We start from the raw sequence: 23098 nt of genomic DNA, 5'->3' as shown, positions 1-23098 counted from the left end.
TTCTCATCAGCAACATCATATATTATAGCAACTATGAGATTTGATGTCAATAGAATCTATTGATATTTTTTCAAAAAATCTTTGATTTTTTCTTGATATTCCTTCATATTCACTTTATAGGCTTCTGCATGTTTAGCCCCTTTAATGATCAGGAGTTCTTTTGGCCCTCTAGTCGCTTTATAGTTGTCATAAACCATTTGAGTAGGCACAAAATCATCCTTATCACCATGAATAAAAAGAACAGGGAGCTTATTTTTCTGTAACTGCTTGACAGAACTTGCTTCTTTGTAGGTAAAACCAGCCCTTAATTTCGATATCGCTGAAACTTCATATAGTATTGGAAAAGCGGGGAGATTGTACATGGCCTTAGCTTGGTATTTCAGTTCATCCCAAACACTTGAATAGCCACAATCTTCAATGATGTTGACAACTTGTTTTGGAAGCTTTTCACCACTTGCCATCATAACGGTTGCTGCACCCATTGACAGTCCAAAATAGCTAATACGACTAGCCTCATCCTCGCGGATCAATTCTTTTGTCCAGGCAATCACATTTTCACGATCACTCCAACCATAACCTATGATTTGGCCCTGACTCTGTCCATGAGCTTCATTGTCAGGAATTAACACATTATATCCTAAGTCATGAAATAACATGGCATAAGGCTTCATCCCAGCCTTACTATTTAAAAAACCGTGAACAACGACTGCTGTTTTATGACTTTTCTGAGCTGCCGGGAGATACCAAGCTACTTGACGTTTTCCTCTATTATACATAACCCTTTCTTCTACTTTTAAGGCGTCAAAAGCTTTTTCTTTATCATATAAGGGATCCTCTTTGCCCCTTTTTTTAGTGTTTATGAAGGATTTTTCCTCCCTGATTTGAGCCACATGGAAGAAGTAAAAACTAGCACCTACACTAATTACTGAAAGAACTAAAAATAACAGCATTAAATACTTTGACAATCGAACTATTTTCATACTATTAGTTTACCTTAATGATAGCAAAAAAGAAAGAGGCAAATTCTTTCTTTTTTTAAACTATTAAAGAAGGAGGTTACTAAAGATAGGAACAACTACTGTGACAATGACTCCCACTATGACTAAGGCTATTGACCCCATGGATTCTTCCACCTGTCCAAAATCTTTGGCTGCTTTTTCTGCAGATTCCGAAGTGAGACCCTGTCTGAAATAGGGTAAGGTCGTGTTTGCTAGTTCTAAGACATCATAGGTTTGGATGGCTTTCATACTTTCTTCCTGACTCAAAGTTCCTAAAATGATAGAAAGAAAGATGCCAGTTCCTAGTGCATTAACGAAGACCATGGGGAAGGCGATGGTTTGAATCAATGCTACCGCTTGTGCCTTGTCCGGCGATAAGAAATAGATACAAAGCATCTGGAAGACTTCCATTAATGCCCCACATAAGCTTCCTTGCCAGATTTTTGGATAGGTCTTTTTGCGCAAGCTGATTTGCCCAACAAATCCTGATAAGGTTCCAATGACTAAGGAAGAGATGAAATAGGTGTAGGGAGCATTGCCACCTTGTAGCCAGCGAACACTTCCTGAGATGAGTCCGACAAAAAATCCGACAAAGGGTCCTCCGATGAGACCTGACATCCCAATGGTTAAGGTTCGGGTATTGGCTATGGAAGTATGAGACAAAAGGCTTACGAGGCCACCGTTTCCAATATCAAATGGAGCGTTCACTAGCACTCCTGTAAAATTACTAATGATGGCAAACAAACTAAAGGTGACTATTAGTAGCCAACGCAGGCGCAAGGTATCTCGATGATACATCATCCGCTTATAAAAAGGGCTAATCATAAGAAGATTAGCCAAGAGGATAATGAGTCCTACCCTTTCGAGTAGGGGTAATAATAGTGTAATCATGTGATAACCTCTTTGGGTTATTATAGCACCTTTAAATGGCGTCTTTCAAGTAAACCTTTAGTTTTGGTTAGCAATTGCTGCGCTGATAAAGGCTGTGTACAATTCTTCAGCATGATTAGGACGACTATGTAGTTCTGGGTGGTATTGAGCTGCGACAAAGAATTTTTTCTCTGGGAGTTCGACAATTTCCATTAGACGATTGTCTGGTGAAACTCCTGAGAAAACAAAGCCAGCTTGTTCAAACTCTTGACGGAATTTTGTATTGAACTCATAACGATGACGGTGTCTTCTTTGAACAACCTCTTGATTGTCATAAGCTGCGGCCGCTTTTGAGCCTGCTTTTAATTTACATGGGTATAGACCTAAACGGAGGGTCCCACCCATATCTTCAATATCAATTTGATCTCTCATTAAATCGATAATAGGATATTGTGTTGTTGGGTCAAGCTCGGATGAATTAGCTCCTTCTAGATTTAGGACATGGCGAGCAAATTCGATACAGGTTAACTGCATACCTAAACAGATACCAAGCATCGGCACATCTTGCTCACGCGCATAACGGATGGCTTGTATTTTACCTTCTGTTCCACGTTGTCCAAAACCACCTGGGACAATAATGCCATCAGCATCGCCAAGTAGGGAAGCAACAGTCTCTTCAGTCACATCATTAGCATTAACCCAATTTAAATCAATGGCAGCATCATTTTCATAGCCTGAGTGTTTTAAGGCTTCAACGACTGAAAGATAAGCATCTGGTAATTCTACATATTTTCCAACTAAGGCAATTTTGGTTGTTTTCTTTAGGTTCATCACCTTATCTACCATTGTTGTCCATTCCGTCATATCTGCCTGAGGCACATCTAATTTAAGATGATCACATACAATTTGATCCATGCCTTGGGCTTGTAAATTCAAAGGAATTTGATATAAATGTTCAACATCACGAGATTCAATAACGGCTTCTGGTTCAACATCACAAAATTGTGCTAATTTATTTTTGATACCTTGTTCAACAGCTTCTTCCGTCCGAATGACAAGCATGTTTGGTTGAATTCCTAACCCACGCAACTCTTTTACGGAGTGTTGGGTTGGTTTTGTTTTCATTTCACCCGCTGCTTTTAAATATGGAAGCAAGGTCGTATGGATGTACATGACATTATCAGAACCAACATCTGCTTTCATTTGACGAAGCGCTTCTAAGAAAGGAAGACTTTCAATATCTCCTACAGTCCCACCTACTTCCGTGATAATGACATCCGAATCCGTTGTTGTTGCTGCACGTTTGATTTTTTCTTTTAAGGCATCTGTAATATGAGGGATAACCTGCACAGTCGCTCCCAAATATTCACCTTTACGTTCTTTACGAAGAACTTCGCTATAAATTTTACCAGTTGTGACGTTAGAGTATTTATTGAGGTTAATATCGATAAAACGCTCATAATGACCTAAGTCTAAATCGGTTTCTGCACCATCATCTGTTACATAGACTTCACCATGTTGATAAGGACTCATTGTACCTGGATCAATATTAATATAAGGGTCAAACTTTTGAATCGTTACTTTCAATCCACGATTTTTCAGTAATCTACCTAAACTTGCTGCTACGATACCTTTACCAATGGAAGAAACAACGCCACCAGTTACGAAAATGTACTTTGTCATTTAAACTCCTTTTTTAAAAACGTTACCTTTCACAAATCGGTAACCACTGTCACATCTCTATATTTGGGGAAATCTCACCTAAGTGGCAAAACAGTTGCCAAATCCATAAGATTATGCCTGAAAAAACAAAAATAGCTCCCTATTACTAGGGAGCCTAATTCGACCTCTTAAAGAGGTGCCCGAATAATAATATAAACTATATCTAACTGTTTGTCAAATACAAGAAATATCTTTTTTTACATTATCACATGCTAAGGAAAAACAACTAATTATTCTTCTTCCTCATCATCTTCGTCGTCTTCTTCGTTGATTTCCACTTCTTCAATGTCATCTTCAGGAATGATTTCATTTAATTCAGAATCATAAGATTCCACTTCAGATTTTTCATCATCTGGATCTTCTTCGTCATATTCGACATCAGAAGTTTCTTCCGTAAAATCTTCATCTTCTGGATCATCATCGCTGTAATCAATTGCGTCTTCATCACCATCCATAAAGGCATTGACACGCTTTTTCTTGCGTTTTGGAGCGCCGTCTTCTTCATCTTCTAATGTAATGATTTCTTCATCAATTTCATCAATGGCATACCAAGAACGAAGTCCCCATTTGTTATCACCTAATGGAATAAAAGAACCATCGGTATTTAAATCGGTATAGAAAAATGGCAAGGCTTGACGGATATCCGCATCAGATTTTCCTAAAAAAGTTTGGATATCATTCACTAAATCGCTAAAATAAACTTCGTTATCGCGTCCACGTTCTTCTAAAATAGCGCGTGCTACTTCAATCATTGATAGCTCGCTTTTTTCTTGTCCCGCAAATATGTCTAATTTCAAGGCAGTTCTCCTTATTTTATCATTCCTTACTATTTTACGCTAAAATGCCTCATTCGTCAAAGTTTTTCTCAGTAAAAATCTTTTCTTCCTGGACTATTTTCATTATTTTTTCAGAGATAGCTTGCATATTAGGCAAAATAATATTTGCTTGGCTCTGATCGACTAGCATTCTTTTTTCCTCATAAGCAATAACAGGAATACCAGCCGACTTCGCAGCAGCAATTCCAGATGGAGAATCTTCAATGACAATTGCCTCAGAAGCATGAATATCTAATTGTCGTAAAACAAACTGATAAATCGCAGGATTTGGTTTGCTTTCCTTAAAATCTTCACCCGAAACTATGAGGTTAAAGGCATCGTCAATCCGACAGGTTTTTAATACCTTGAGAATATGTTGTTTAGAACTCGAAGAAGCAATAGCTAAAGCAATGCCATGTTTTTTCGCAAACTCAATAATCTTAACAATATCCTTTCGGAAATGAGTTTTGATCATTTCTTGGCTATACTTTTGGTCATTGATAGCATCAAACCCCTTATAGATTTCTGCAAAACTGATGTCTGATTGACATAAACTTTGGATTCTTTCCAGTAAATCTCGACCTGAACGTCCAACCAGTTGCGAAAAATCATGATGAGTCAATTGTTCTGGATGTTTGGCAATGGATTTAATAAAGTCACTTTGTAATTGAAAATCAATGTATTCAGTATCGACAATAACACCATCCATATCAAAAATGACAGCCTTTAACATTATTTCCCTCCAATAGCGAAAAAAAGAAATTGAAATCAATGACTTCAATCTCTCTTTTCAACAGTTATTTTGCTTATTTTACTTTTGCTGTTTCTGTAATCACTTCAACTGCTTTTTTCATTGCAATATCATGTTTTAACATTTCAGCTGAAAGTAGCGTACGAACTTGTTCCACTGGCATATTGTATTCAGTTGCTAAGTCGTTGATTTCTTTTTCAATTTCTTCATCAGTTGCTTCAAAGCCTTCTGCTTTAGCAATAGCTTCGATAACAAGGTTAGTTTTCACACGTTTGTCAGCTTCTGATTCATATTGTTTGTGAAGGTCTTCTTGAGTTGTACCTGTTAATTGGAAGTACATTTCAGGTGAAATACCTTGACGTTGCATGTTACCCATAAATTCATTCATAGCACGATGTACTTCGTCATGAACCATTTCTTCAGGTAATTCAACGATTTCAGCATTTGCAACGGCTAATTCAATAGCTGCCCCTTCAACGGCATCATCAAAAGCAATTTCTTTAGCAGCTTCAAGCTCCTTACGATATTTTGCTTTTAATTCATCAAGCGTTTCAACTTCTTCATCAATATCTTTTGCCAATTCATCGTCAAGAGCAGGAACTTCTTTAGATTTTACTTCGTGGACAGTTGTCACGAATGTTGCTGCTTTACCAGCTAAATCTTCAGCTTGATAATCTTCTGGGAAAGTAACTTCAACATTTTTTGTTTCGCCAGCTTTTGTACCTACTAATTGGTCTTCAAAACCTGGGATAAATTGACCTGAACCAAGTTCAAGTGAGAAGTTTTCACCTTTACCACCGTCAAATTCTACACCATCAACAGAACCAACGAAGTCGATAACAACTGTATCACCTTCAACTGCTGCATCTTCTTTAACAACAAGTTCAGCAAGATTTTGGCGTTCGCGTTCAATTTTTGCGTCTACTTCTTCATCAGTAACTTCTTTAGATGCTTCCACTTCAACGGCTAAGTCTTTGTATTCACCTAATTTTACTTCAGGTTTTGTAACAACTTCAGCTGAAATTTCCCAATCTTTACCTTTTTCCATTGAAACCACATCAATTTTTGGTTGAGCAACAACAGCCAAATCAAGTTCTGCTACTGCTGCTTCGTAAGCTGCTGGTAATACAATATTTAAAGCATCTTCATAAAGAACTTCTTCACCAAATTTTTGGTTGAAAATTGGACGTGGAAGATGACCTTTACGGAAACCTGGAACGTTTAAATCTTTTTTAATTTTGTTAAATGCTTGATCAAGAGCTGGTTTGATTTTATCTTGACTAATTGTAAATGTAATGACGCCACGGTTTGTAGCTTTGTTTTCAAATGATGTAGACATTAAGTCATTTCTCCTTAAAATAATTTAGATACAGTTCATTCTATCATATTTTAGCGCTATTTTAAAGTCTTTTATCGCAAAAGCCAAGACTTCTGAAAAGCAGTTTGAATAGTTTCCTCTTTTGTGATTTTTTAAAGAGTTTCCCCCTTTTCCAACTGAAATGCTTTTAAATCACGGATACTTGCGTAATTGAAAGATATTTCTATCCAGAAAGTTTTCATTTTGACATTTTTTTGTTAGACTATCTTAGATAGAAAGGATTCACCATGACATTTATTATGAATTATCTTGAGCATCTGCAGCTTGAGGAAATACTAGTAACACTGTTTTCAAAAGTTATTTCGCTTATACTATTGTTCCTTTTTTTTTGCTATTTTAAAGCAACTCACTAATCGTTTCTTTGAAAAAGCTATTCTAAAATCCTTCTCATTTTCAAGACAGAGTCAAGCTCGCAAAAATACACTTACCAAATTAATCCATAATCTTTTAAATTATTTCTTATACTTTTTACTGATTTACTGGGTCCTTTCACTTCTGAATGTTCCTGTTTCAAGTTTACTGGCTGGAGCTGGAATTGCTGGGGTAGCTATTGGTCTTGGGGCACAAGGATTTTTATCCGATGTCGTTAATGGCTTCTTTATTCTTTTTGAAAATCAATTTGAAGTTGGCGACAATGTCTCTATTGCATCAATCGATGGAACCATTTCAAGTGTTGGAATTCGGACGACACAAGTGAGAGGATATGATGGTACCCTTCATTTTATTCCCAACCGAAGTATAACCGTTGTTAGTAATAAATCACGTGGAAACATGCGAGCATTAATTGAAATCCCCTTGTATTCCACAACAAATTTAGAAAAAGTTTCAGATATTATCGAAAGTGTCAATAAGAGAGAAGTCAGCCACTTCCCTGAAATTATTGACAAACCAAATGTTTTAGGACCTCAAATAGCAACAAATGGTCAGTTTTCATTCCGAATTGCTATCTTCACAGAGAATGGTCAACAATATCATATCTACCATACCTTTTATAAGTTGTATCAAGAAGCCTTGTTAAAAGAAGGCATTGAATTGCCAACTAGTAACACCATTCACACCACAGCAAAATAAAAAAGCCTTTATTGTATGACTTCCTTAAAGTTAGAAAATTTTCTAACAAATAGGAGCTCTACAATATGGCTTTTTTTAATTCTTACGGATAGAATCACTTTGATATAAGGCTCTAGCACCACCAATTAGTTTAGGTCGACTAGCCAAAGCTGTGACATGTGCTCCCCCTAATTCTCTTTGAATTGGTACTAATGGCACTTGTACTTTTTTAACATGCATGCCAATAGAGGTATCACCGATATCTAAACCGGCATGAGCCACGATATCTTCAACTTCAACAGGGTTTTCCATTAATTTGAAGGCTGCTAATTGACCGCTACCACCTGCATGTAAGCTAGGTAATACGTTGACAATTTCAAATCCTTTATCCTCTGCGACAGCTTCTTCTACAACCAAGGCTCGATTAATATGTTCACAACCTTGAACTGCCAAATAAATTCCCTTTTCCCTTAAGACTTTTAAAATGGTTTCGACAATAACTTCACCAACTTCAAGGCTTGAATTTTTTCCAATTTTAGCGCCTAGAACTTCGCTAGAGGATAAGCCTAGAACAAAAACTTGTCCTTTTTTGATACCACTGCGCTCTACAATATCTACAACAATAGCTTGTGTTTCTACTTTTAAGTCTGTTAATGAAATCATAGCTGATTTGCTCCTTTCTTAGGCCTTTTTCACTTTTGAAAAACTGATATAGAGAAGGTAGCCAACAATCATCCCTAAAAGATTTTGACACACATTTCCTAGGAGACTAGAGATTGCTGCTCCCATTCCATACATTGGGATAGTTGCTACAAAATAGGTCGCAACCATAGCTAGTGAAGCCAATATTATTCCAAGAGGTCTTTGTTTACCTGTCATCCCAGCAAAATAGCCTTGTGCACCGTGGGCGATTAGACTAAAAAACATCCAATTGGGATAACCTGAAATCAAGTCAATCAGAAAGCCTGATAGTCCACCAACAATCATGCCTTCCTTTTTTCCTAGATAAAAGGCCGTAAAATAAATGCCTGCATCCAACAATGTCAAAAAACCTGTTGGGGTCCCAATACTCACAAATTTCCCTAAAATGATTGTAAGGGCTGTTAAAATAGATAATAGAGTCATTTGACTTGTCTTAGTTTTCATCATAAATTTGTTTCACTCCATATTGATCTGAATGTAAAATAGCCTGGTAGACAAATGATTTCGCCTCTCTAACAGCGTCTAGCGGAGAAATCCCCAAAGCCAACTGACTAGCTATACCCGAAGCAAAAGTACAACCTGCTCCGATATTATTTTCTTCTAAAATAGCGGATTCCAAAATGGTAAATTCTGTCCCATCATAGTACAAATCAATCGCCATCTCTTGACTTAAGCGATTACCACCCTTTATCACCACTTGACGAGCACCTAAGGCGTAAAGCTTTTGAGCAGCTAATTTCATATCATCAACTGTCCTAATTTTCTTTTGGGCCAAAAGCTCCGCTTCCACCAAATTAGGAGTGATGAGAGTGACATAAGGAAAGAATTTCAATAACTCATCACGCAGTTGACTTACAGCAACATCTTGCTTTTCTTTACAGACAAGTACCGGGTCCAAAATGACAGGGATATCTGTGTGTCCTTTGATAAAATCTAAAGTGATTTCTGCCAGTTCGACATTTGGTAATAAACCAATCTTGATGGCTTCAAAAGGAACCGTTTTGAGACTATCTAATTGTTGTTTAAAAACAGCTTTATCGATACCAAAAACCTCAAAACCACTTTTAGTCATTGCAGTCAAGCATGTAACTGTCAAAAAACCGTGCAATTGATAATGGGCAAAAGTATTTAGGTCCGCATAAAGACCACCTCCGCTAAAGATATCATTACCAGAAATTGCTAATATATTATTTGTCTTCATAAATAATCTCCTTCAAGTACAAGCCATTTCCTGCTGGCGTTGGACCAGCCAGTTGACGATCTTTTTTCTCCAGAATGGTTTTAATCTGATCAACAGGCATTCTATTATTCCCGATTTTCAATAATGTGCCGACCATATTACGAACTTGTTTATATAAAAAACCATTCCCAGTAAAGGTGAAGATTAAGAAGTTCTTATCCTCTTCATATCTAACACTAGCATCAATAATAGTTCTTACCTTATTTTCAATCGTCGTCCCAGAAGCTGTAAAACCTGTAAAATCATGCGTACCAATCAGGTCTTTTATTGCTAATTGAATGTTGTCCAAATCTAATGGATAAGGAAAATGGGTCGCATAATGCCGCATCATTGGATTTTTAGGTCTCCCAATATCTACAATAAACTCATAAGTTTTAAGATGTTTAGTATATCTAGAATGAAAATCATCAGAAACTTTCTCAACACTAATAAAATCAATATCCTCTGGAGATTGTGTATCCAGAGCAAATCGCAATTTTTCCAAATCACGATCCTGATCTAAATCAAAGTGTAGAACTTGACCATAAGCATGAACACCAGAGTCCGTTCTTCCTGCACCATGAACTTTTATTTCTTTTCCATTTGTTAATTTAGTTAATGTTTTTTCAATTTCCTCTTGAACACTTCTGGCATGGGATTGCCGTTGAAAACCTTGAAATTGACTGCCGTCATATGAAATAATTGCTTTATATCTAGTCATGTTAACATTTTAGCACGAAATAATCAGATGTCACATATAATTTTAGCTATCTGTCCCCGTACACATCTAAGAAAAGATGCCAAGACTACTGACAAGTTCTATGCTTTTTGTTATAATTAGTGCTAATATTCATAAAATTGAGGACATGAGATGAAAGTAGCAAAATTTGGTGGTAGTTCACTAGCATCTGCAAACCAATTAAAAAAAGTTTTTAACATTGTAGCGTCAGATTCCGAGCGAAAAATTATTGTCGTTTCAGCTCCAGGAAAACAGGATCCCAAAGATACTAAAATTACAGACGCTCTAATCACCTATCATGATACTTTTGTTACAGGTGGAGACGTCCGACAAATCCAAAATTGGATTATTAAAAGGTATCAAGATATAGCAGAAGACTTAGATATTCATAACAAAATTATGGAGCAAATCAAAGAATCCATTTTATCTCTAACGGAAAATCAAATTGAAGACAATCCATTTTTATACGACACATTCTTAGCAGCTGGAGAAGATAACAATGCTAAACTGGTTGCTGAATATTTCCGTAGTAATGGTTTAATGGCGCGCTACATGCACCCTAAGACAGCTGGACTATTCGTTACTGGTGAACCTCAAAATGCCAGAATTCTTCCGTCAAGTTATGATAAATTAGAAAAACTAAAAGAATATGAAGGGGTTCTTGTCATTCCAGGATTCTTTGGTATCACAGCTGAAGGAGATATTTGTACCTTTTCAAGAGGTGGATCAGATATTACAGGGTCCTTAATTGCAGCAGCAGTTGGTGCAGAACTGTATGAGAATTTTACGGATGTGGACGGTATTTTTGCAGCCCATCCAGGTGTTGTTGATAAACCACATTCTATTAAAGAATTAACCTACAAAGAAATGCGAGAATTGGCTTATGCAGGATTTACAGTACTCCATGATGAAGCTTTAATCCCAGCTTACCGTGGTAAAATCCCCTTAGTCATCAAAAATACAAATAATCCAGATCACCCTGGAACAAAAATCGTTTTAGAACGGAAAGAAAACCAGTCACCAGTTGTAGGTATTTCAGGAGACGGTAAATTTGTCAGCATCAATATTGCCAAATATTTGATGAATAGAGAAGTTGGATTTGGCCGTAAAGTACTACAAATCCTTGAAGATTTAAATATTCGTTGGGAACATATGCCAACTGGAATTGATGACTTATCTATCGTCATTCGTGAGCATGAATTAACACCTATAAAACAAGATGAAATTGTCAATCAGCTCGTTCATAATATTGAAGTCGATCAATTGTCCATTACAAAAGATCTCTCCATCATTATGATTGTTGGTGAAAATATGAAGAGTCATATCGGGGTAACTGCAACTGCTGCAAAAGCACTTTCCGACAATCAAATTAATATCACCATGATGTCTCAAGGTTCCAGTGAATTCTCCATAATGTTTGTTGTGAAATCAAAAGATGAAAAGAAAGCTATTAAAGCGTTGTACGACGCCTTTTTCAAATAGATTTTTCAATTATAGAAAAAAGGAAAGAAAAAGAACATGACACAAATGTCATGTTCTTTTTTTGATGCACCCTAGAGGAGTCGAACCTCTAACCGCCTGATTCGTAGTCAGGTACTCTATCCAGTTGAGCTAAGGGTGCTTACCTAATAATAGTATAACACGTTACTATCCTTAAATCAAAAAAGATAGGAGACCCTATCTTTAAAGACTCCGCCAGTAGGACTCGAACCTACGACATCATGATTAACAGTCATGCGCTACTACCAACTGAGCTATGGCGGATAAAAGCTAAGCAACTTCCGTATCTAACAGGGGGCAACCCCCAACTACTTCAGGCGTTCTAGGGCTTAACTACTGTGTTCGGCATGGGTACAGGTGTATCTCCTAGGCTATCGTCACTTAACTTTTCGGTTGGTCTCTAATTGTATTCGAACTAAAATCTTAGTGAAAAAGATAAACTTCCTTGTGTCTTGCGACACAGCGTCTGTTTCCTATTTTCTTACAGATTTCTTTACGTTCTCATTACTTAAGCTAACCCACTCAAAATTGAATATCTATATCTTATCAAGAAGTTGACCTCATTGTCAATAAACTTTTTATCTTTTTCGGATAAGTCCTCGAGCTATTAGTATTAGTCCGCTACATGTATCACTACACTTCCACTTCTAACCTATCTACCTGATCATCTCTCAGGGCTCTTACTGATATAAAATCATGGGAAATCTCATCTTGAGGGGGGCTTCGCACTTAGATGCTTTCAGCGCTTATCCCTTCCCTACATAGCTACCCAGCGATGCCTTTGGCAAGACAACTGGTACACCAGCGGTAAGTCCACTCTGGTCCTCTCGTACTAGGAGCAGATCCTCTCAAATTTCCTACGCCCGCGACGGATAGGGACCGAACTGTCTCACGACGTTCTGAACCCAGCTCGCGTGCCGCTTTAATGGGCGAACAGCCCAACCCTTGGGACCGACTACAGCCCCAGGATGCGACGAGCCGACATCGAGGTGCCAAACCTCCCCGTCGATGTGAACTCTTGGGGGAGATAAGCCTGTTATCCCCAGGGTAGCTTTTATCCGTTGAGCGATGGCCCTTCCATGCGGAACCACCGGATCACTAAGCCCGACTTTCGTCCCTGCTCGAGTTGTTGCTCTCGCAGTCAAGCTCCCTTATACCTTTACACTCTGCGAATGATTTCCAACCATTCTGAGGGAACCTTTGGGCGCCTCCGTTACCTTTTAGGAGGCGACCGCCCCAGTCAAACTGCCCGTCAGACACTGTCTCCGATAGGGATCACCTATCCGGGTTAGAGTAGCCATAACACAAGGGTAGTATCCCAACAACGCCTCAAACGAAACTGGCGTCCCGTTCTCGATGGCTCCTACCTATCCTGTACATGTGGTACAGATACTCAATATCAAACTGCAGTAAAGCTCCATGGGGTCTTTCCGTCCTGTCGCGGGTAACCTGCATCTTCACAGGTACTAAAATTTCACCGAGTCTCTCGTTGAGACAGTGCCCAAATCATTACGCCTTTCGTGCGGGTCGGAACTTACCCGACAAGGAATTTCGCTACCTTAGGACCGTTATAGTTACGGCCGCCGTTTACTGGGGCTTCAATTCATACCTTCGCTTACGCTAAGCACTCCTCTTAACCTTCCAGCACCGGGCAGGCGTCACCCCCTATACATCATCTTACGATTTAGCAGAGAGCTGTGTTTTTGATAAACAGTTGCTTGGGCCTATTCACTGCGGCTGTCATCGCTGACAGCACCCCTTCTCCCGAAGTTACGGGGTCATTTTGCCGAGTTCCTTAACGAGAGTTCTCTCGATCACCTGAGGCTACTCGCCTCGACTACCTGTGTCGGTTTGCGGTACGGGTAGTATGTATTTAAACGCTAGAAGCTTTTCTTGGCAGTGTGACATCACTAACTTCGCTACTTATTTTCGCTCCCCATCACAGCTCAATGTTATAGAGATAAGCATTTTACTCATCTCACACCTCACTGCTTAGACGTGCACTTCCAGTCGCACGCTTTAGTTAGCCTTCTGCGTCCCTCCATCACTATACATACTAGTACAGGAATATCAACCTGTTGGCCATCGGATACACCCTTCGGTCTCTCCTTAGGTCCCGACTAACCCAGGGCGGACGAGCCTTCCCCTGGAAACCTTAGTCTTACGGTGGACAGGATTCTCACCTGTCTTGCGCTACTCATACCGGCATTCTCACTTCTATGCGTTCCAGCACTCCTCACGGTATACCTTCTTCACACATAGAACGCTCTCCTACCATCCCCTAAGGGATCCACAGCTTCGGTAAATTGTTTTAGCCCCGGTACATTTTCGGCGCAGGGTCACTCGACTAGTGAGCTATTACGCACTCTTTGAATGAATAGCTGCTTCTAAACTAACATCCTAGTTGTCTGTGCAACCCCACATCCTTTTCCACTTAACAATTATTTTGGGACCTTAGCTGGTGGTCTGGGCTGTTTCCCTTTCGACTACGGATCTTAGCACTCGCAGTCTGACTGCCGATTATATCTACTTGGCATTCGGAGTTTATCTGAGATTGGTAATCCGGGATGGACCCCTCACCCAAACAGTGCTCTACCTCCAAGAGACTTAACATCGACGCTAGCCCTAAAGCTATTTCGGAGAGAACCAGCTATCTCCAAGTTCGTTTGGAATTTCTCCGCTACCCACAAGTCATCCAAGCACTTTTCAACGTGCCCTGGTTCGGTCCTCCAGTGCGTTTTACCACACCTTCAACCTGCTCATGGGTAGGTCACATGGTTTCGGGTCTACAACATGATACTATGACGCCCTATTAAGACTCGGTTTCCCTACGGCTCCGTCTCTTCAACTTAACCTCGCATCATATCGTAACTCGCCGGTTCATTCTACAAAAGGCACGCTCTCACCCATTAACGGGCTCGAACTTGTTGTAGGCACACGGTTTCAGGTTCTATTTCACTCCCCTCCCGGGGTGCTTTTCACCTTTCCCTCACGGTACTGGTTCACTATCGGTCACTAGAGAGTATTTAGGGTTGGGAGATGGTCCTCCCAGATTCCGACGAGATTTCGCGTGTCTCGCCGTACTCAGGATACTGCTAGGGCTAAAGTCAATTTTAAATACGAGGCTGTTACTCTCTTTGGCTTACCTTCCCAGGTAATTCTTCTATTAACTTTATGTCCCACTTCGCAGTCCTACAACCCCGAGGAGTAAACTCCTCGGTTTGCCCTCCTGCCGTTTCGCTCGCCGCTACTAAGGCAATCGCGTTTGCTTTCTCTTCCTGCAGCTACTTAGATGTTTCAGTTCACTGCGTCTTCCTTCTCATGACCTTAACAGTCATGGATGACATGCATTACATGCCGGGTTCCCCCATTCGGACATCTCTGGATCAGCGCTTACTTACAGCTCCCCAAAGCATTTCGTCGTTAGTCACGTCCTTCTTCGGCTTCTAGTGCCAAGGCATCCACCGTGCGCCCTTATTAACTTAACCTTATTTCCAGTCCTTAGACCTTCTTGATTTTTTTTAATATGTTCGCGTTTATCTTTTTTTCGGTTTATTTCTTGTTACTTTTCTACAATCATTTTCATGATCGTGGAATTTGATATAGATATTCAATTTTCAATGGACTATACTAAGATACAATGAAACTTCACTTCTATTAAGGTCAGTTGAACTGTATCCTATGGAGCCTAGCGGGATCGAACCGCTGACCTCCTGCGTGCAAAGCAGGCGCTCTCCCAGCTGAGCTAAGGCCCCACAGTTTGTCTCTGCGTCTTGCAAGACCTCTCAAAACTAAATAAGACTTAACCAACGTGTTCCTTATCCTTAGAAAGGAGGTGATCCAGCCGCACCTTCCGATACGGCTACCTTGTTACGACTTCACCCCAATCATCTATCCCACCTTAGGCGGCTGGCTCCTAAAAGGTTACCTCACCGACTTCGGGTGTTACAAACTCTCGTGGTGTGACGGGCGGTGTGTACAAGGCCCGGGAACGTATTCACCGCGGCGTGCTGATCCGCGATTACTAGCGATTCCGACTTCATGTAGGCGAGTTGCAGCCTACAATCCGAACTGAGATTGGCTTTAAGAGATTAGCTTGCCGTCACCGGCTTGCGACTCGTTGTACCAACCATTGTAGCACGTGTGTAGCCCAGGTCATAAGGGGCATGATGATTTGACGTCATCCCCACCTTCCTCCGGTTTATTACCGGCAGTCTCGCTAGAGTGCCCAACTTAATGATGGCAACTAACAATAGGGGTTGCGCTCGTTGCGGGACTTAACCCAACATCTCACGACACGAGCTGACGACAACCATGCACCACCTGTCACCGATGTACCGAAGTAAAGCTCTATCTCTAGAGCGGGCATCGGGATGTCAAGACCTGGTAAGGTTCTTCGCGTTGCTTCGAATTAAACCACATGCTCCACCGCTTGTGCGGGCCCCCGTCAATTCCTTTGAGTTTCAACCTTGCGGTCGTACTCCCCAGGCGGAGTGCTTAATGCGTTAGCTCCGGCACTAAGCCCCGGAAAGGGCCTAACACCTAGCACTCATCGTTTACGGCGTGGACTACCAGGGTATCTAATCCTGTTTGCTCCCCACGCTTTCGAGCCTCAGCGTCAGTTACAGACCAGAGAGCCGCTTTCGCCACCGGTGTTCCTCCATATATCTACGCATTTCACCGCTACACATGGAATTCCACTCTCCCCTTCTGCACTCAAGTTTGACAGTTTCCAAAGCGAACTATGGTTAAGCCACAGCCTTTAACTTCAGACTTATCAAACCGCCTGCGCTCGCTTTACGCCCAATAAATCCGGACAACGCTCGGGACCTACGTATTACCGCGGCTGCTGGCACGTAGTTAGCCGTCCCTTTCTGGTTAGTTACCGTCACGTAATGGATTTTCCACTCCCATTACCGTTCTTCTCTAACAACAGAGCTTTACGATCCGAAAACCTTCTTCACTCACGCGGCGTTGCTCGGTCAGGGTTCCCCCCATTGCCGAAGATTCCCTACTGCTGCCTCCCGTAGGAGTCTGGGCCGTGTCTCAGTCCCAGTGTGGCCGATCACCCTCTCAGGTCGGCTATGTATCGTCGCCTTGGTAAGCCGTTACCTTACCAACTAGCTAATACAACGCAGGTCCATCTCATAGTGAAGCATTTGCCCCTTTTAAATAGGGTACATGTGTACCCTATTGTCATGCGGTATTAGCTATCGTTTCCAATAGTTATCCCCCGCTATGAGGTAGGTTACCTACGCGTTACTCACCCGTTCGCAACTCCTTAGACCAGTGCAAGCACCAGTCCTCAGCGTTCTACTTGCATGTATTAGGCACGCCGCCAGCGTTCGTCCTGAGCCAGGATCAAACTCTCATTTTAGTTTGAACTTACTCGTTCGTTTCTGTCGCTGACAGATTTATTGTGTTTCTTAATTGACAGGTAATATGCGCTAACATATCACCCTCACGTTTGGTTTCTTTGTCTTATTCAGTTCTCAAAGGTCTTTGGTCTCTTGCGAGACAACTATTATATTCTATCAGGTTACGAGCCGTTTGTCAATAGATTTTTTCTTTTTTATTTCTTTTTTATCCATCAACTTGCGCTTTCTGACAGCTTTATTAGTATACCCACATGTCACAAACTTGTCAATAGCTTTATTTAGCTTTTTAATAAAAATTTTTCAATAACTTCCTGAATACCACCATTGTCATTGGAAGATACGATAACATCTGCTAATTTTTTGATATTTTGGTTAGCGTTAGCCATGGCAACACCAAGTCCTGCATCTCTAATCATGCTTTCATCGTTGTCGGCATCACCAACTGCGATAGCTTCTACAATAGAGTAGCCAAGAATTTGGCAAAGTTTTTTGAGGCCTTGACCTTTCTCAACTCCTCTTGCTGTTATTTCAATTGCAGTTTCTTCTGCTTTTGCAAGGGTGACATTTTCATTGCTTAATACTTTGTAATAGTGGTCCCGTAAAGCATTCGTTTTAAAGTAGAGATTAATCTTTTCAAATTGACCTGCTTCAGTCTCCATTTTAGGGAGAATACTGTCTAGAAATATCGCAGAGTCTCGATAGAGATCCTCATAAATGCTCATATGGTAATCCGCAATATGATCAAAATGGTCTTGTTGAATATAGCCTTGTCCATCAATCATTAAGACAACCATCACATCATTTGTTTGAACAATATCATAAACCTTATCAGAGATATCTTTGGGGATAACTTCTTTCATTAATACCTTATCATTAACAAAATCATAAACGATGGCGCCACTTTCTAAAATACCATAACGTATATTTGCTAATTCCTTTTGGTACATGTGTAGTTCTGACTTTGGACGGCCAGTGGCCAATACCACTTCTTTTCCATTTTGGAAAGCATCTTTTATAGAAGAAAGACTTGTTTCTGCAATGGATTTATCTGACTGTAAAAGGGTACCGTCCATATCAAAAGCAATTAATTTATACATAAAATCTCCTTTAACTAATCCATTATAACATATCAATTTTATACTTGACTTTCCTTGTTCATGTGACGTTATAGTTTTAGACTATAGATTTACGCCTTCGATTCCTTATTTAGCTTGCCTTCTCTTTATGTTAGAATAAAGTTGTATCACCATTTTAATGAAAAGGGGAGTCTTAATGAGCAATAACTTACTTGTTTTACAATCCGATTTTGGTTTAGTCGACGGAGCCGTTTCTGCCATGATTGGAGTCGCTTTACAGGAAAATCCATCTTTAGGCATTCATCACTTAACACACGATATAACACCTTATAATATTTTTGAAGCCTCTTACCGTCTTTTTCAGACAATTGAGTACTGGCCTGAGGAAACAACTTTTGTTTCTGTTGTTGATCCTGGCGTCGGTTCCAAACGTAAGAGCGTTGTTGCTTTAACAGCCAACAACCATTACATTGTCACTCCTGATAATGGGACACTTTCTTATATTAAAAAACACATTGGTATTAAAGCCATTCGTGAAATTTCAGAGGCAAAAAATAGACGCCAAAACACAGAACTTTCCTATACTTTCCACGGACGCGATGTCTATGCCTTTACAGGAGCAAAACTAGCGAGTGGCCATATCACATTTGAAGAAGTTGGGCCGGAATTATCCGTCGATGCTATTGTTGAGGTTCCTGTTGTGGATACTACTATTGAAGACGATGGCATTGTTGGTGTCATTGATATCCTAGATGTTCGATTTGGCTCACTTTGGACCTCTATTACTCGAGAAGAATTTTTATATCTCACTCCTGAGTTTGGCGACCGCTTTGAGGTCACTATTTATAACAACGATATGCTTGTTTATCAAAACCAAGTGACATATGGCAAGTCATTTGCTGATGTACGCATCGGTCAACCTATTATTTATATCAACTCTTTATATCGCGTTGGCATTGCCATTAACCAAGGGTCTTTTGCAAAGGCCTATAATGTTGGTGTAGGCCAAAACTGGCATGTTGCCATTAAGAAAATTGCTTAAAGGAGATTATCATGAAAAACACTTCTATTAAAACTGTCGTTGCTATTGGTATTGGCGCTGCACTTTTTGTTATTATTGGTTTGTTTGTCCCAATTACCATTTTTACCAATACCACTATTTCATTGCAGTATGCGGTGCAAGCCCTCTTCTCTGTTTTATTTGGACCAGTTGCTGGTTTCTTTATTGGTTTTATCGGCCACATGCTCAAAGACATGTTTGCTGGCTATGGGGTTTGGTGGTCTTGGGTCTTACCAAGTGGACTTGTCGGCTTAGGGATTGGTAGCCTAAAAAATCGCCTTAAGGTTGATAAAGGTATCTTCAGCAAAAAAGATATTCTTAGTTTTAACCTGGTTCAAGCACTTGTCAATCTTATCTCTTGGGCTATTGTAGCACCATTGGGAGATATTCTGATTTACCAAGAACCTGCCAATAAGGTCTTCACACAGGGACTCTTTGCTGCCTTTGCCAACACCTTTACCATTGGTATTGGTGGAACATTGCTATTGATTGCCTATGCTAATTCTCGTCCTAAGGCCGGCAGTCTTCGTAAAGATTAGGTAGTCAGCCCCATGACAAACCTTATCACATTTAACAACTTTAGTTTCACATACGACGCCCAATCTGAACCAACCCTAAAAAATATCCAGTTGACTATTGAAAAAGGTCAAAAAGTCCTGATTATCGGACCGTCTGGAAGCGGCAAATCAACTCTAGGCAATTGTCTCAATGGCATTATCCCCAACCATTTTAGTGGTACTCATCAAGGGGAGCTAGTGATTAATCAACAGGATGCATTCGATCTTTCTATTTATGACAAATCCAAATTGGTCTCTACCGTCCTCCAAGATCCAGATGGCCAATTTATTGGCTTATCAGTTGCTGAGGATATTGCTTTCGCTCTAGAGAACGATTGTATCCAACAGTCTGAGATGCAATCAACCGTCTCTACCTGGGCCGAGCGACTAGAATTAGCCGACTACTTGGAACACCGCCCACAAGATTTATCTGGTGGACAGAAACAAAGGGTTAGCCTAGCAGGTGTTCTGGTTGATGAGAGTCCTATTTTACTCTTTGATGAACCCTTAGCCAATTTAGATCCTAAAACGGGATTAGATACGATTGATTTGATTGATAAACTCCATCAAAAAACTGAGGCAACCACTATTATCATCGAGCATCGCTTAGAAGAAGTGCTTTATCATCCAGTGGATAAAATCATTTTAATCAACGATGGTCGAATTCTCTTTGATGGCAGTCCTGACCAGCTTTTAGCTACGGATTTATTGGCTCAAAATGGAATTCGTGAACCCTTGTACCTGACTTGCCTCAAAGACCTTGGTTTCAAAGTCTCTGACCAGGAACCATTAAGTCAACTGGATGCGCTAAATTTAGCAGGCCTTGAACTCACTAATAAGCGGAGCGATTCCCCTAAAGAGGAAAAGAAAATCCTACTTGACATACGCCATCTGAATTTTGCTTACCAGTCAGACCAGCCTATTTTAAAAGAGATCAATCTGCAGATTGGTAAGGGGGAGCGTCTTGCTATTGTCGGGCAAAATGGCGCCGGTAAGTCTACTTTGGCTAAGGTCTTGTGTCGCTTTTTAGAGAGTGATGCTAGCATTTTGTATAAAGACAATGATATTTCTGCTGATTCTATCAAAGAAAGAGCCGACCGCATTGGTTATGTCTTGCAAAACCCTAATCAAATGATTAGTCAGACTATGCTTTTTGATGAAGTTGCTCAAGGCTTACGGTTAAGAGGAATCTCTGAGGATGAGGTCACCGAAAAGGTTGAACAAACCCTTAAGGTATGCGGTCTCTTTCCATTTCGCAACTGGCCGATTTCGGCCCTCTCCTTTGGTCAAAAAAAGAGGGTTACCATTGCTGCTATCCTGGTTCTGAACCCTGAAATCATTGTTCTTGATGAACCGACGGCCGGACAGGATAAGAAACATTATTCTGAGATGATGGCCTTTTTAGATCATTTGAATCTAGAAGGACACACCATCATCATGATAACGCATGATATGCAGCTGATGTTAGAACATTGTGATCGGACGCTTGTATTGAGTCAGGGCCAAATCATTGCTGATGACCAACCACAAGCTATACTTTCTGATGCTGACATTTTGGAAAAGGCTTATTTGAAAAAGACTAGTCTCTTTCACTTAGCTGAAAAGCTCCATTGTTCACCACTGGATTTGACCGACTATTACATTACTATGGAAAGGAAAAGACATGTCACAGAAACTCCTTGGCTATCAGAAGGGTAATCCTTTTTTTGATAACTTGTCTGGTGCCAGTAAACTGATTTTCTTTATTTTAGTGTCGGTCGCTTGTATGACCACTTATGATACCAGACTCATTATTGTCATTGGCCTCTTGTCTCTTTTCCTGTTAAAAATAGCCAAAGTTCCTTGGCAAAAAATCTCTTTTATCATCACCTTTGTTAGCTTTTTTGCCATATTAAATGTAGTCATGGTCTATCTTTTTGCCCCTTCCTATGGCGAACGCATTTACCACTCTCGAACAGTCTTATTTGAAGGCATGGGCCCATTCTATTTAACATTGGAAGAACTCTTTTACCTTGTCAATCTGAGTTTAAAGTATTTTTCGACAGTGCCTTTGGCCATTTTATTCCTGACAACCACCCACCCCAGTCAATTCGCTTCTAGTCTTAATCAGATCGGGGTACCTTATAAAGTCGCATATGCGGTCAGTCTGACCTTGCGCTATATTCCTGATGTTCAGGAAGAGTTTTTTATGATTCGAACATCTCAGGAAGCTCGAGGCTTAGAATTATCCAAAAAAGCCAAACTCCTGGATCGCATTAAAGGCAATCTTCAGATTCTGATTCCCTTGATTTTTAGTTCTTTGGAACGCATCGATACGGTTTCAACCGCTATGGAACTGCGACGCTTTGGCAAATTCAAAAAAAGGACCTGGTATAAGTATCAAGCCTTTAATCTTAATGATGCATTGACGGTGCTATTGGCTGTCAGTCTCTTGTTGGTATCACTCTTACTTTTCTACCTCAATAAGGGGAGATTTTACAATCCCTTTCTATAAGAAAAATCCTGTCGATGACAGGATTTTTTGTATGCTTTTTTATGCCATGTCATTAACAAAATAGTCAAAGATTTTTTGGCTGACTGGATTTTGTCTGACCATTAATTCTGGGTGCCATTGCAAACCTAAAATGGCATGTCGTCTACTGATGACTGCTTCTATGGTTTGATCATTGCTATCCCAAGCAATTGCTTCTAAATCTGTAGCTAAGGTTTTAATAGATTGGAGGTGTAAGCTGTTTACGTCGTGGTAATCTCCGAAAATATCATGTAGAATGCTTTGATCCGCAATCCGAATCGTCTGATGGCCACGACTTGGTGCTGTTTCATGCCAATGATTGGCGAGCATTTGGTTTAGGCTACCGCCTAAAGCAACATTGACTAATTGTAACCCACGACAAATGCCTAGGATAGGCTTCCCTTGTTTTAAAGTCTCCTCTACCAATCGCAATTCGTAAAGATCACGCGCTTCATTGTAATCATCACTCTGGATGCTGCGCTTTTCCCCATAAAAGTGAGGCAAAACATGTTGACCACCTGTTAGCATTAATTTATCAATACTTGCGACGTAGTCTTCAACAAAGTCGGGATGGGCAATGGGTAGCACGATAGGCAGTCCGCCACTTTCCATGATAATATCTGAAAAAATCTTAGACGTGTATGTCCGGGTAATACCATTTTCCCAAGACTCTTTGCCTTTGCTTTCATTTCCTGTTATGCCAATGATTGGTCGCTTTGTCATATTCTTTCCCTCTGTCAGATGATAAGGATAATTCTAGCACACAAGCCA

General features: G+C 40.3%; 16 protein-coding genes, 3 tRNA genes, 3 rRNA genes and 2 pseudogenes. 6 read left to right on the top strand and 18 right to left on the bottom strand.

Features of this window, described 5'->3' with window-relative positions:
- Nucleotides 1–56: 56 nt before the first annotated feature.
- The 6 genes and pseudogenes from DQM95_RS02165 to tig form a co-directional block, all read right to left on the bottom strand.
- The gene (locus DQM95_RS02165; protein ID WP_037593542.1) at nt 57–980 is read right to left on the bottom strand and encodes an alpha/beta hydrolase; all 924 of its coding nucleotides are present in this window, start codon (nt 978–980) and stop codon (nt 57–59) included.
- A 168-nt stretch (nt 981–1148) separates the two neighbouring features.
- Nucleotides 1149–1889: pseudogene (locus DQM95_RS02160) on the bottom strand (LytS/YhcK type 5TM receptor domain-containing protein); the annotation flags it as partial.
- Nucleotides 1890–1946: 57 nt separating this feature from the next.
- The gene (locus DQM95_RS02155) at nt 1947–3551 is read right to left on the bottom strand and encodes a CTP synthase (protein WP_037593544.1); all 1605 of its coding nucleotides are present in this window, start codon (nt 3549–3551) and stop codon (nt 1947–1949) included.
- Nucleotides 3552–3820: 269 nt separating this feature from the next.
- A complete protein-coding gene (gene rpoE, locus DQM95_RS02150) occupies nt 3821–4387 on the bottom strand; it encodes a DNA-directed RNA polymerase subunit delta (RefSeq protein ID WP_012657867.1) in 567 nt (188 codons plus the stop codon).
- 49 nt (nt 4388–4436) lie between these two features.
- Nucleotides 4437–5138: an HAD family hydrolase gene (locus DQM95_RS02145; protein WP_037593546.1), complete on the bottom strand. Its 702-nt coding sequence runs from the start codon at nt 5136–5138 to the stop codon at nt 4437–4439.
- A 73-nt stretch (nt 5139–5211) separates the two neighbouring features.
- Nucleotides 5212–6495, bottom strand: a complete 1284-nt coding sequence (tig, locus tag DQM95_RS02140) for a trigger factor (RefSeq protein WP_037593548.1) — start codon at nt 6493–6495, stop codon at nt 5212–5214.
- A 266-nt stretch (nt 6496–6761) separates the two neighbouring features.
- Between tig and DQM95_RS02135 the strand changes: the two are divergent.
- Nucleotides 6762–7605, top strand: a pseudogene (locus DQM95_RS02135) (mechanosensitive ion channel family protein).
- Nucleotides 7606–7680: 75 nt separating this feature from the next.
- Here the strand turns inward: DQM95_RS02135 and DQM95_RS02130 are convergent.
- The 4 genes from DQM95_RS02130 to truA are packed head-to-tail and all read right to left on the bottom strand — an operon-like array spanning nt 7681 to nt 10226.
- Nucleotides 7681–8247 (bottom strand): TIGR01440 family protein, encoded by a 567-nt coding sequence (locus tag DQM95_RS02130; RefSeq protein ID WP_111685926.1) that lies wholly within the window; start codon nt 8245–8247, stop codon nt 7681–7683.
- A gap of 18 nt (nt 8248–8265) precedes the next feature.
- Entirely contained in the window at nt 8266–8733 is a 468-nt protein-coding gene (locus tag DQM95_RS02125; RefSeq protein ID WP_012657862.1) for an ECF transporter S component, read from the bottom strand.
- A complete protein-coding gene (locus DQM95_RS02120) occupies nt 8720–9487 on the bottom strand; it encodes a bifunctional hydroxymethylpyrimidine kinase/phosphomethylpyrimidine kinase (protein WP_037593549.1) in 768 nt (255 codons plus the stop codon). The genes DQM95_RS02125 and DQM95_RS02120 overlap by 14 nt, the downstream gene beginning before the upstream one ends.
- Nucleotides 9474–10226 (bottom strand): tRNA pseudouridine(38-40) synthase TruA, encoded by a 753-nt coding sequence (truA, locus tag DQM95_RS02115; protein ID WP_037593550.1) that lies wholly within the window; start codon nt 10224–10226, stop codon nt 9474–9476. The genes DQM95_RS02120 and truA overlap by 14 nt, the downstream gene beginning before the upstream one ends.
- A gap of 150 nt (nt 10227–10376) precedes the next feature.
- Between truA and DQM95_RS02110 the strand changes: the two genes are divergently transcribed.
- Entirely contained in the window at nt 10377–11726 is a 1350-nt protein-coding gene (locus tag DQM95_RS02110; RefSeq protein ID WP_037593551.1) for an aspartate kinase, read from the top strand.
- Nucleotides 11727–11791: 65 nt separating this feature from the next.
- Here DQM95_RS02110 and DQM95_RS02105 read toward each other — a convergent pair.
- The 7 genes from DQM95_RS02105 to DQM95_RS02075 form a co-directional block, all read right to left on the bottom strand.
- A tRNA-Arg gene (locus tag DQM95_RS02105) sits at nt 11792–11865 on the bottom strand.
- A gap of 69 nt (nt 11866–11934) precedes the next feature.
- Nucleotides 11935–12008: transfer RNA gene (locus DQM95_RS02100), tRNA-Asn, on the bottom strand.
- Nucleotides 12009–12013: 5 nt separating this feature from the next.
- Nucleotides 12014–12129: ribosomal RNA gene (gene rrf / locus DQM95_RS02095) — 5S ribosomal RNA — on the bottom strand.
- 202 nt (nt 12130–12331) lie between these two features.
- A 23S ribosomal RNA gene (locus tag DQM95_RS02090) occupies nt 12332–15232 on the bottom strand.
- A 194-nt stretch (nt 15233–15426) separates the two neighbouring features.
- Nucleotides 15427–15499, bottom strand: a tRNA-Ala gene (locus tag DQM95_RS02085).
- 73 nt (nt 15500–15572) lie between these two features.
- Nucleotides 15573–17121 (bottom strand): 16S ribosomal RNA (locus DQM95_RS02080).
- The 16S, 23S and 5S rRNA genes sit together here with 3 tRNA genes alongside, the layout of an rRNA operon.
- A 279-nt stretch (nt 17122–17400) precedes the next feature.
- Entirely contained in the window at nt 17401–18219 is an 819-nt protein-coding gene (locus tag DQM95_RS02075) for a Cof-type HAD-IIB family hydrolase (protein WP_037593287.1), read from the bottom strand.
- A 175-nt stretch (nt 18220–18394) separates the two neighbouring features.
- Here DQM95_RS02075 and DQM95_RS02070 point away from each other — a divergent pair, with 175 nt between their 5' ends.
- From DQM95_RS02070 to DQM95_RS02055, 4 genes are read left to right on the top strand one after another with little or no spacing between them, the layout of a single operon-like run.
- Nucleotides 18395–19240, top strand: a complete 846-nt coding sequence (locus DQM95_RS02070; protein ID WP_037593285.1) for an SAM hydrolase/SAM-dependent halogenase family protein — start codon at nt 18395–18397, stop codon at nt 19238–19240.
- 11 nt (nt 19241–19251) lie between these two features.
- The gene (locus tag DQM95_RS02065; protein WP_012657856.1) at nt 19252–19797 is read left to right on the top strand and encodes an ECF-type riboflavin transporter substrate-binding protein; all 546 of its coding nucleotides are present in this window, start codon (nt 19252–19254) and stop codon (nt 19795–19797) included.
- Nucleotides 19798–19809: 12 nt separating this feature from the next.
- A complete protein-coding gene (locus tag DQM95_RS02060) occupies nt 19810–21513 on the top strand; it encodes an ABC transporter ATP-binding protein (protein WP_111685925.1) in 1704 nt (567 codons plus the stop codon).
- Nucleotides 21479–22309 carry an energy-coupling factor transporter transmembrane component T family protein gene (locus DQM95_RS02055; protein WP_037593284.1) on the top strand — a complete coding sequence of 277 codons (831 nt, stop codon included), beginning with the start codon at nt 21479–21481 and terminating at the stop codon, nt 22307–22309. The genes DQM95_RS02060 and DQM95_RS02055 overlap by 35 nt, the downstream gene beginning before the upstream one ends.
- A gap of 39 nt (nt 22310–22348) precedes the next feature.
- On the opposite strand, the gene DQM95_RS02050 is transcribed toward DQM95_RS02055, so the two are convergent.
- Nucleotides 22349–23050 (bottom strand): gamma-glutamyl-gamma-aminobutyrate hydrolase family protein, encoded by a 702-nt coding sequence (locus DQM95_RS02050; protein ID WP_037593283.1) that lies wholly within the window; start codon nt 23048–23050, stop codon nt 22349–22351.
- Nucleotides 23051–23098: the final 48 nt, after the last annotated feature.

This window comes from Streptococcus uberis (assembly GCF_900475595.1).
In the GTDB taxonomy this organism is placed as follows: domain Bacteria; phylum Bacillota; class Bacilli; order Lactobacillales; family Streptococcaceae; genus Streptococcus; species Streptococcus uberis.
The sequence above is the reverse complement of the archived record's forward strand: the minus strand, read 5'-3'. Positions and strand labels throughout refer to the sequence as shown.

What these genes read in the sequence shown, in the direction of transcription:
- DQM95_RS02165 (WP_037593542.1), bottom strand. Translation starts at nt 980, where the DNA reads ATGAAAATAGTTCGATTGTCAAAGTATTTAATGCTGTTATTTTTAGTT.
- DQM95_RS02155 (WP_037593544.1), bottom strand. Translation starts at nt 3,551, where the DNA reads ATGACAAAGTACATTTTCGTAACTGGTGGCGTTGTTTCTTCCATTGGT.
- DQM95_RS02145 (WP_037593546.1), bottom strand. Translation starts at nt 5,138, where the DNA reads ATGTTAAAGGCTGTCATTTTTGATATGGATGGTGTTATTGTCGATACT.
- tig (WP_037593548.1), bottom strand. Translation starts at nt 6,495, where the DNA reads ATGTCTACATCATTTGAAAACAAAGCTACAAACCGTGGCGTCATTACA.
- DQM95_RS02130 (WP_111685926.1), bottom strand. Translation starts at nt 8,247, where the DNA reads ATGATTTCATTAACAGACTTAAAAGTAGAAACACAAGCTATTGTTGTA.
- DQM95_RS02125 (WP_012657862.1), bottom strand. Translation starts at nt 8,733, where the DNA reads ATGATGAAAACTAAGACAAGTCAAATGACTCTATTATCTATTTTAACA.
- DQM95_RS02120 (WP_037593549.1), bottom strand. Translation starts at nt 9,487, where the DNA reads ATGAAGACAAATAATATATTAGCAATTTCTGGTAATGATATCTTTAGC.
- truA (WP_037593550.1), bottom strand. Translation starts at nt 10,226, where the DNA reads ATGACTAGATATAAAGCAATTATTTCATATGACGGCAGTCAATTTCAA.
- DQM95_RS02110 (WP_037593551.1), top strand. Translation starts at nt 10,377, where the DNA reads ATGAAAGTAGCAAAATTTGGTGGTAGTTCACTAGCATCTGCAAACCAA.
- DQM95_RS02075 (WP_037593287.1), bottom strand. Translation starts at nt 18,219, where the DNA reads ATGTATAAATTAATTGCTTTTGATATGGACGGTACCCTTTTACAGTCA.
- DQM95_RS02070 (WP_037593285.1), top strand. Translation starts at nt 18,395, where the DNA reads ATGAGCAATAACTTACTTGTTTTACAATCCGATTTTGGTTTAGTCGAC.
- DQM95_RS02065 (WP_012657856.1), top strand. Translation starts at nt 19,252, where the DNA reads ATGAAAAACACTTCTATTAAAACTGTCGTTGCTATTGGTATTGGCGCT.
- DQM95_RS02060 (WP_111685925.1), top strand. Translation starts at nt 19,810, where the DNA reads ATGACAAACCTTATCACATTTAACAACTTTAGTTTCACATACGACGCC.
- DQM95_RS02055 (WP_037593284.1), top strand. Translation starts at nt 21,479, where the DNA reads ATGTCACAGAAACTCCTTGGCTATCAGAAGGGTAATCCTTTTTTTGAT.
- DQM95_RS02050 (WP_037593283.1), bottom strand. Translation starts at nt 23,050, where the DNA reads ATGACAAAGCGACCAATCATTGGCATAACAGGAAATGAAAGCAAAGGC.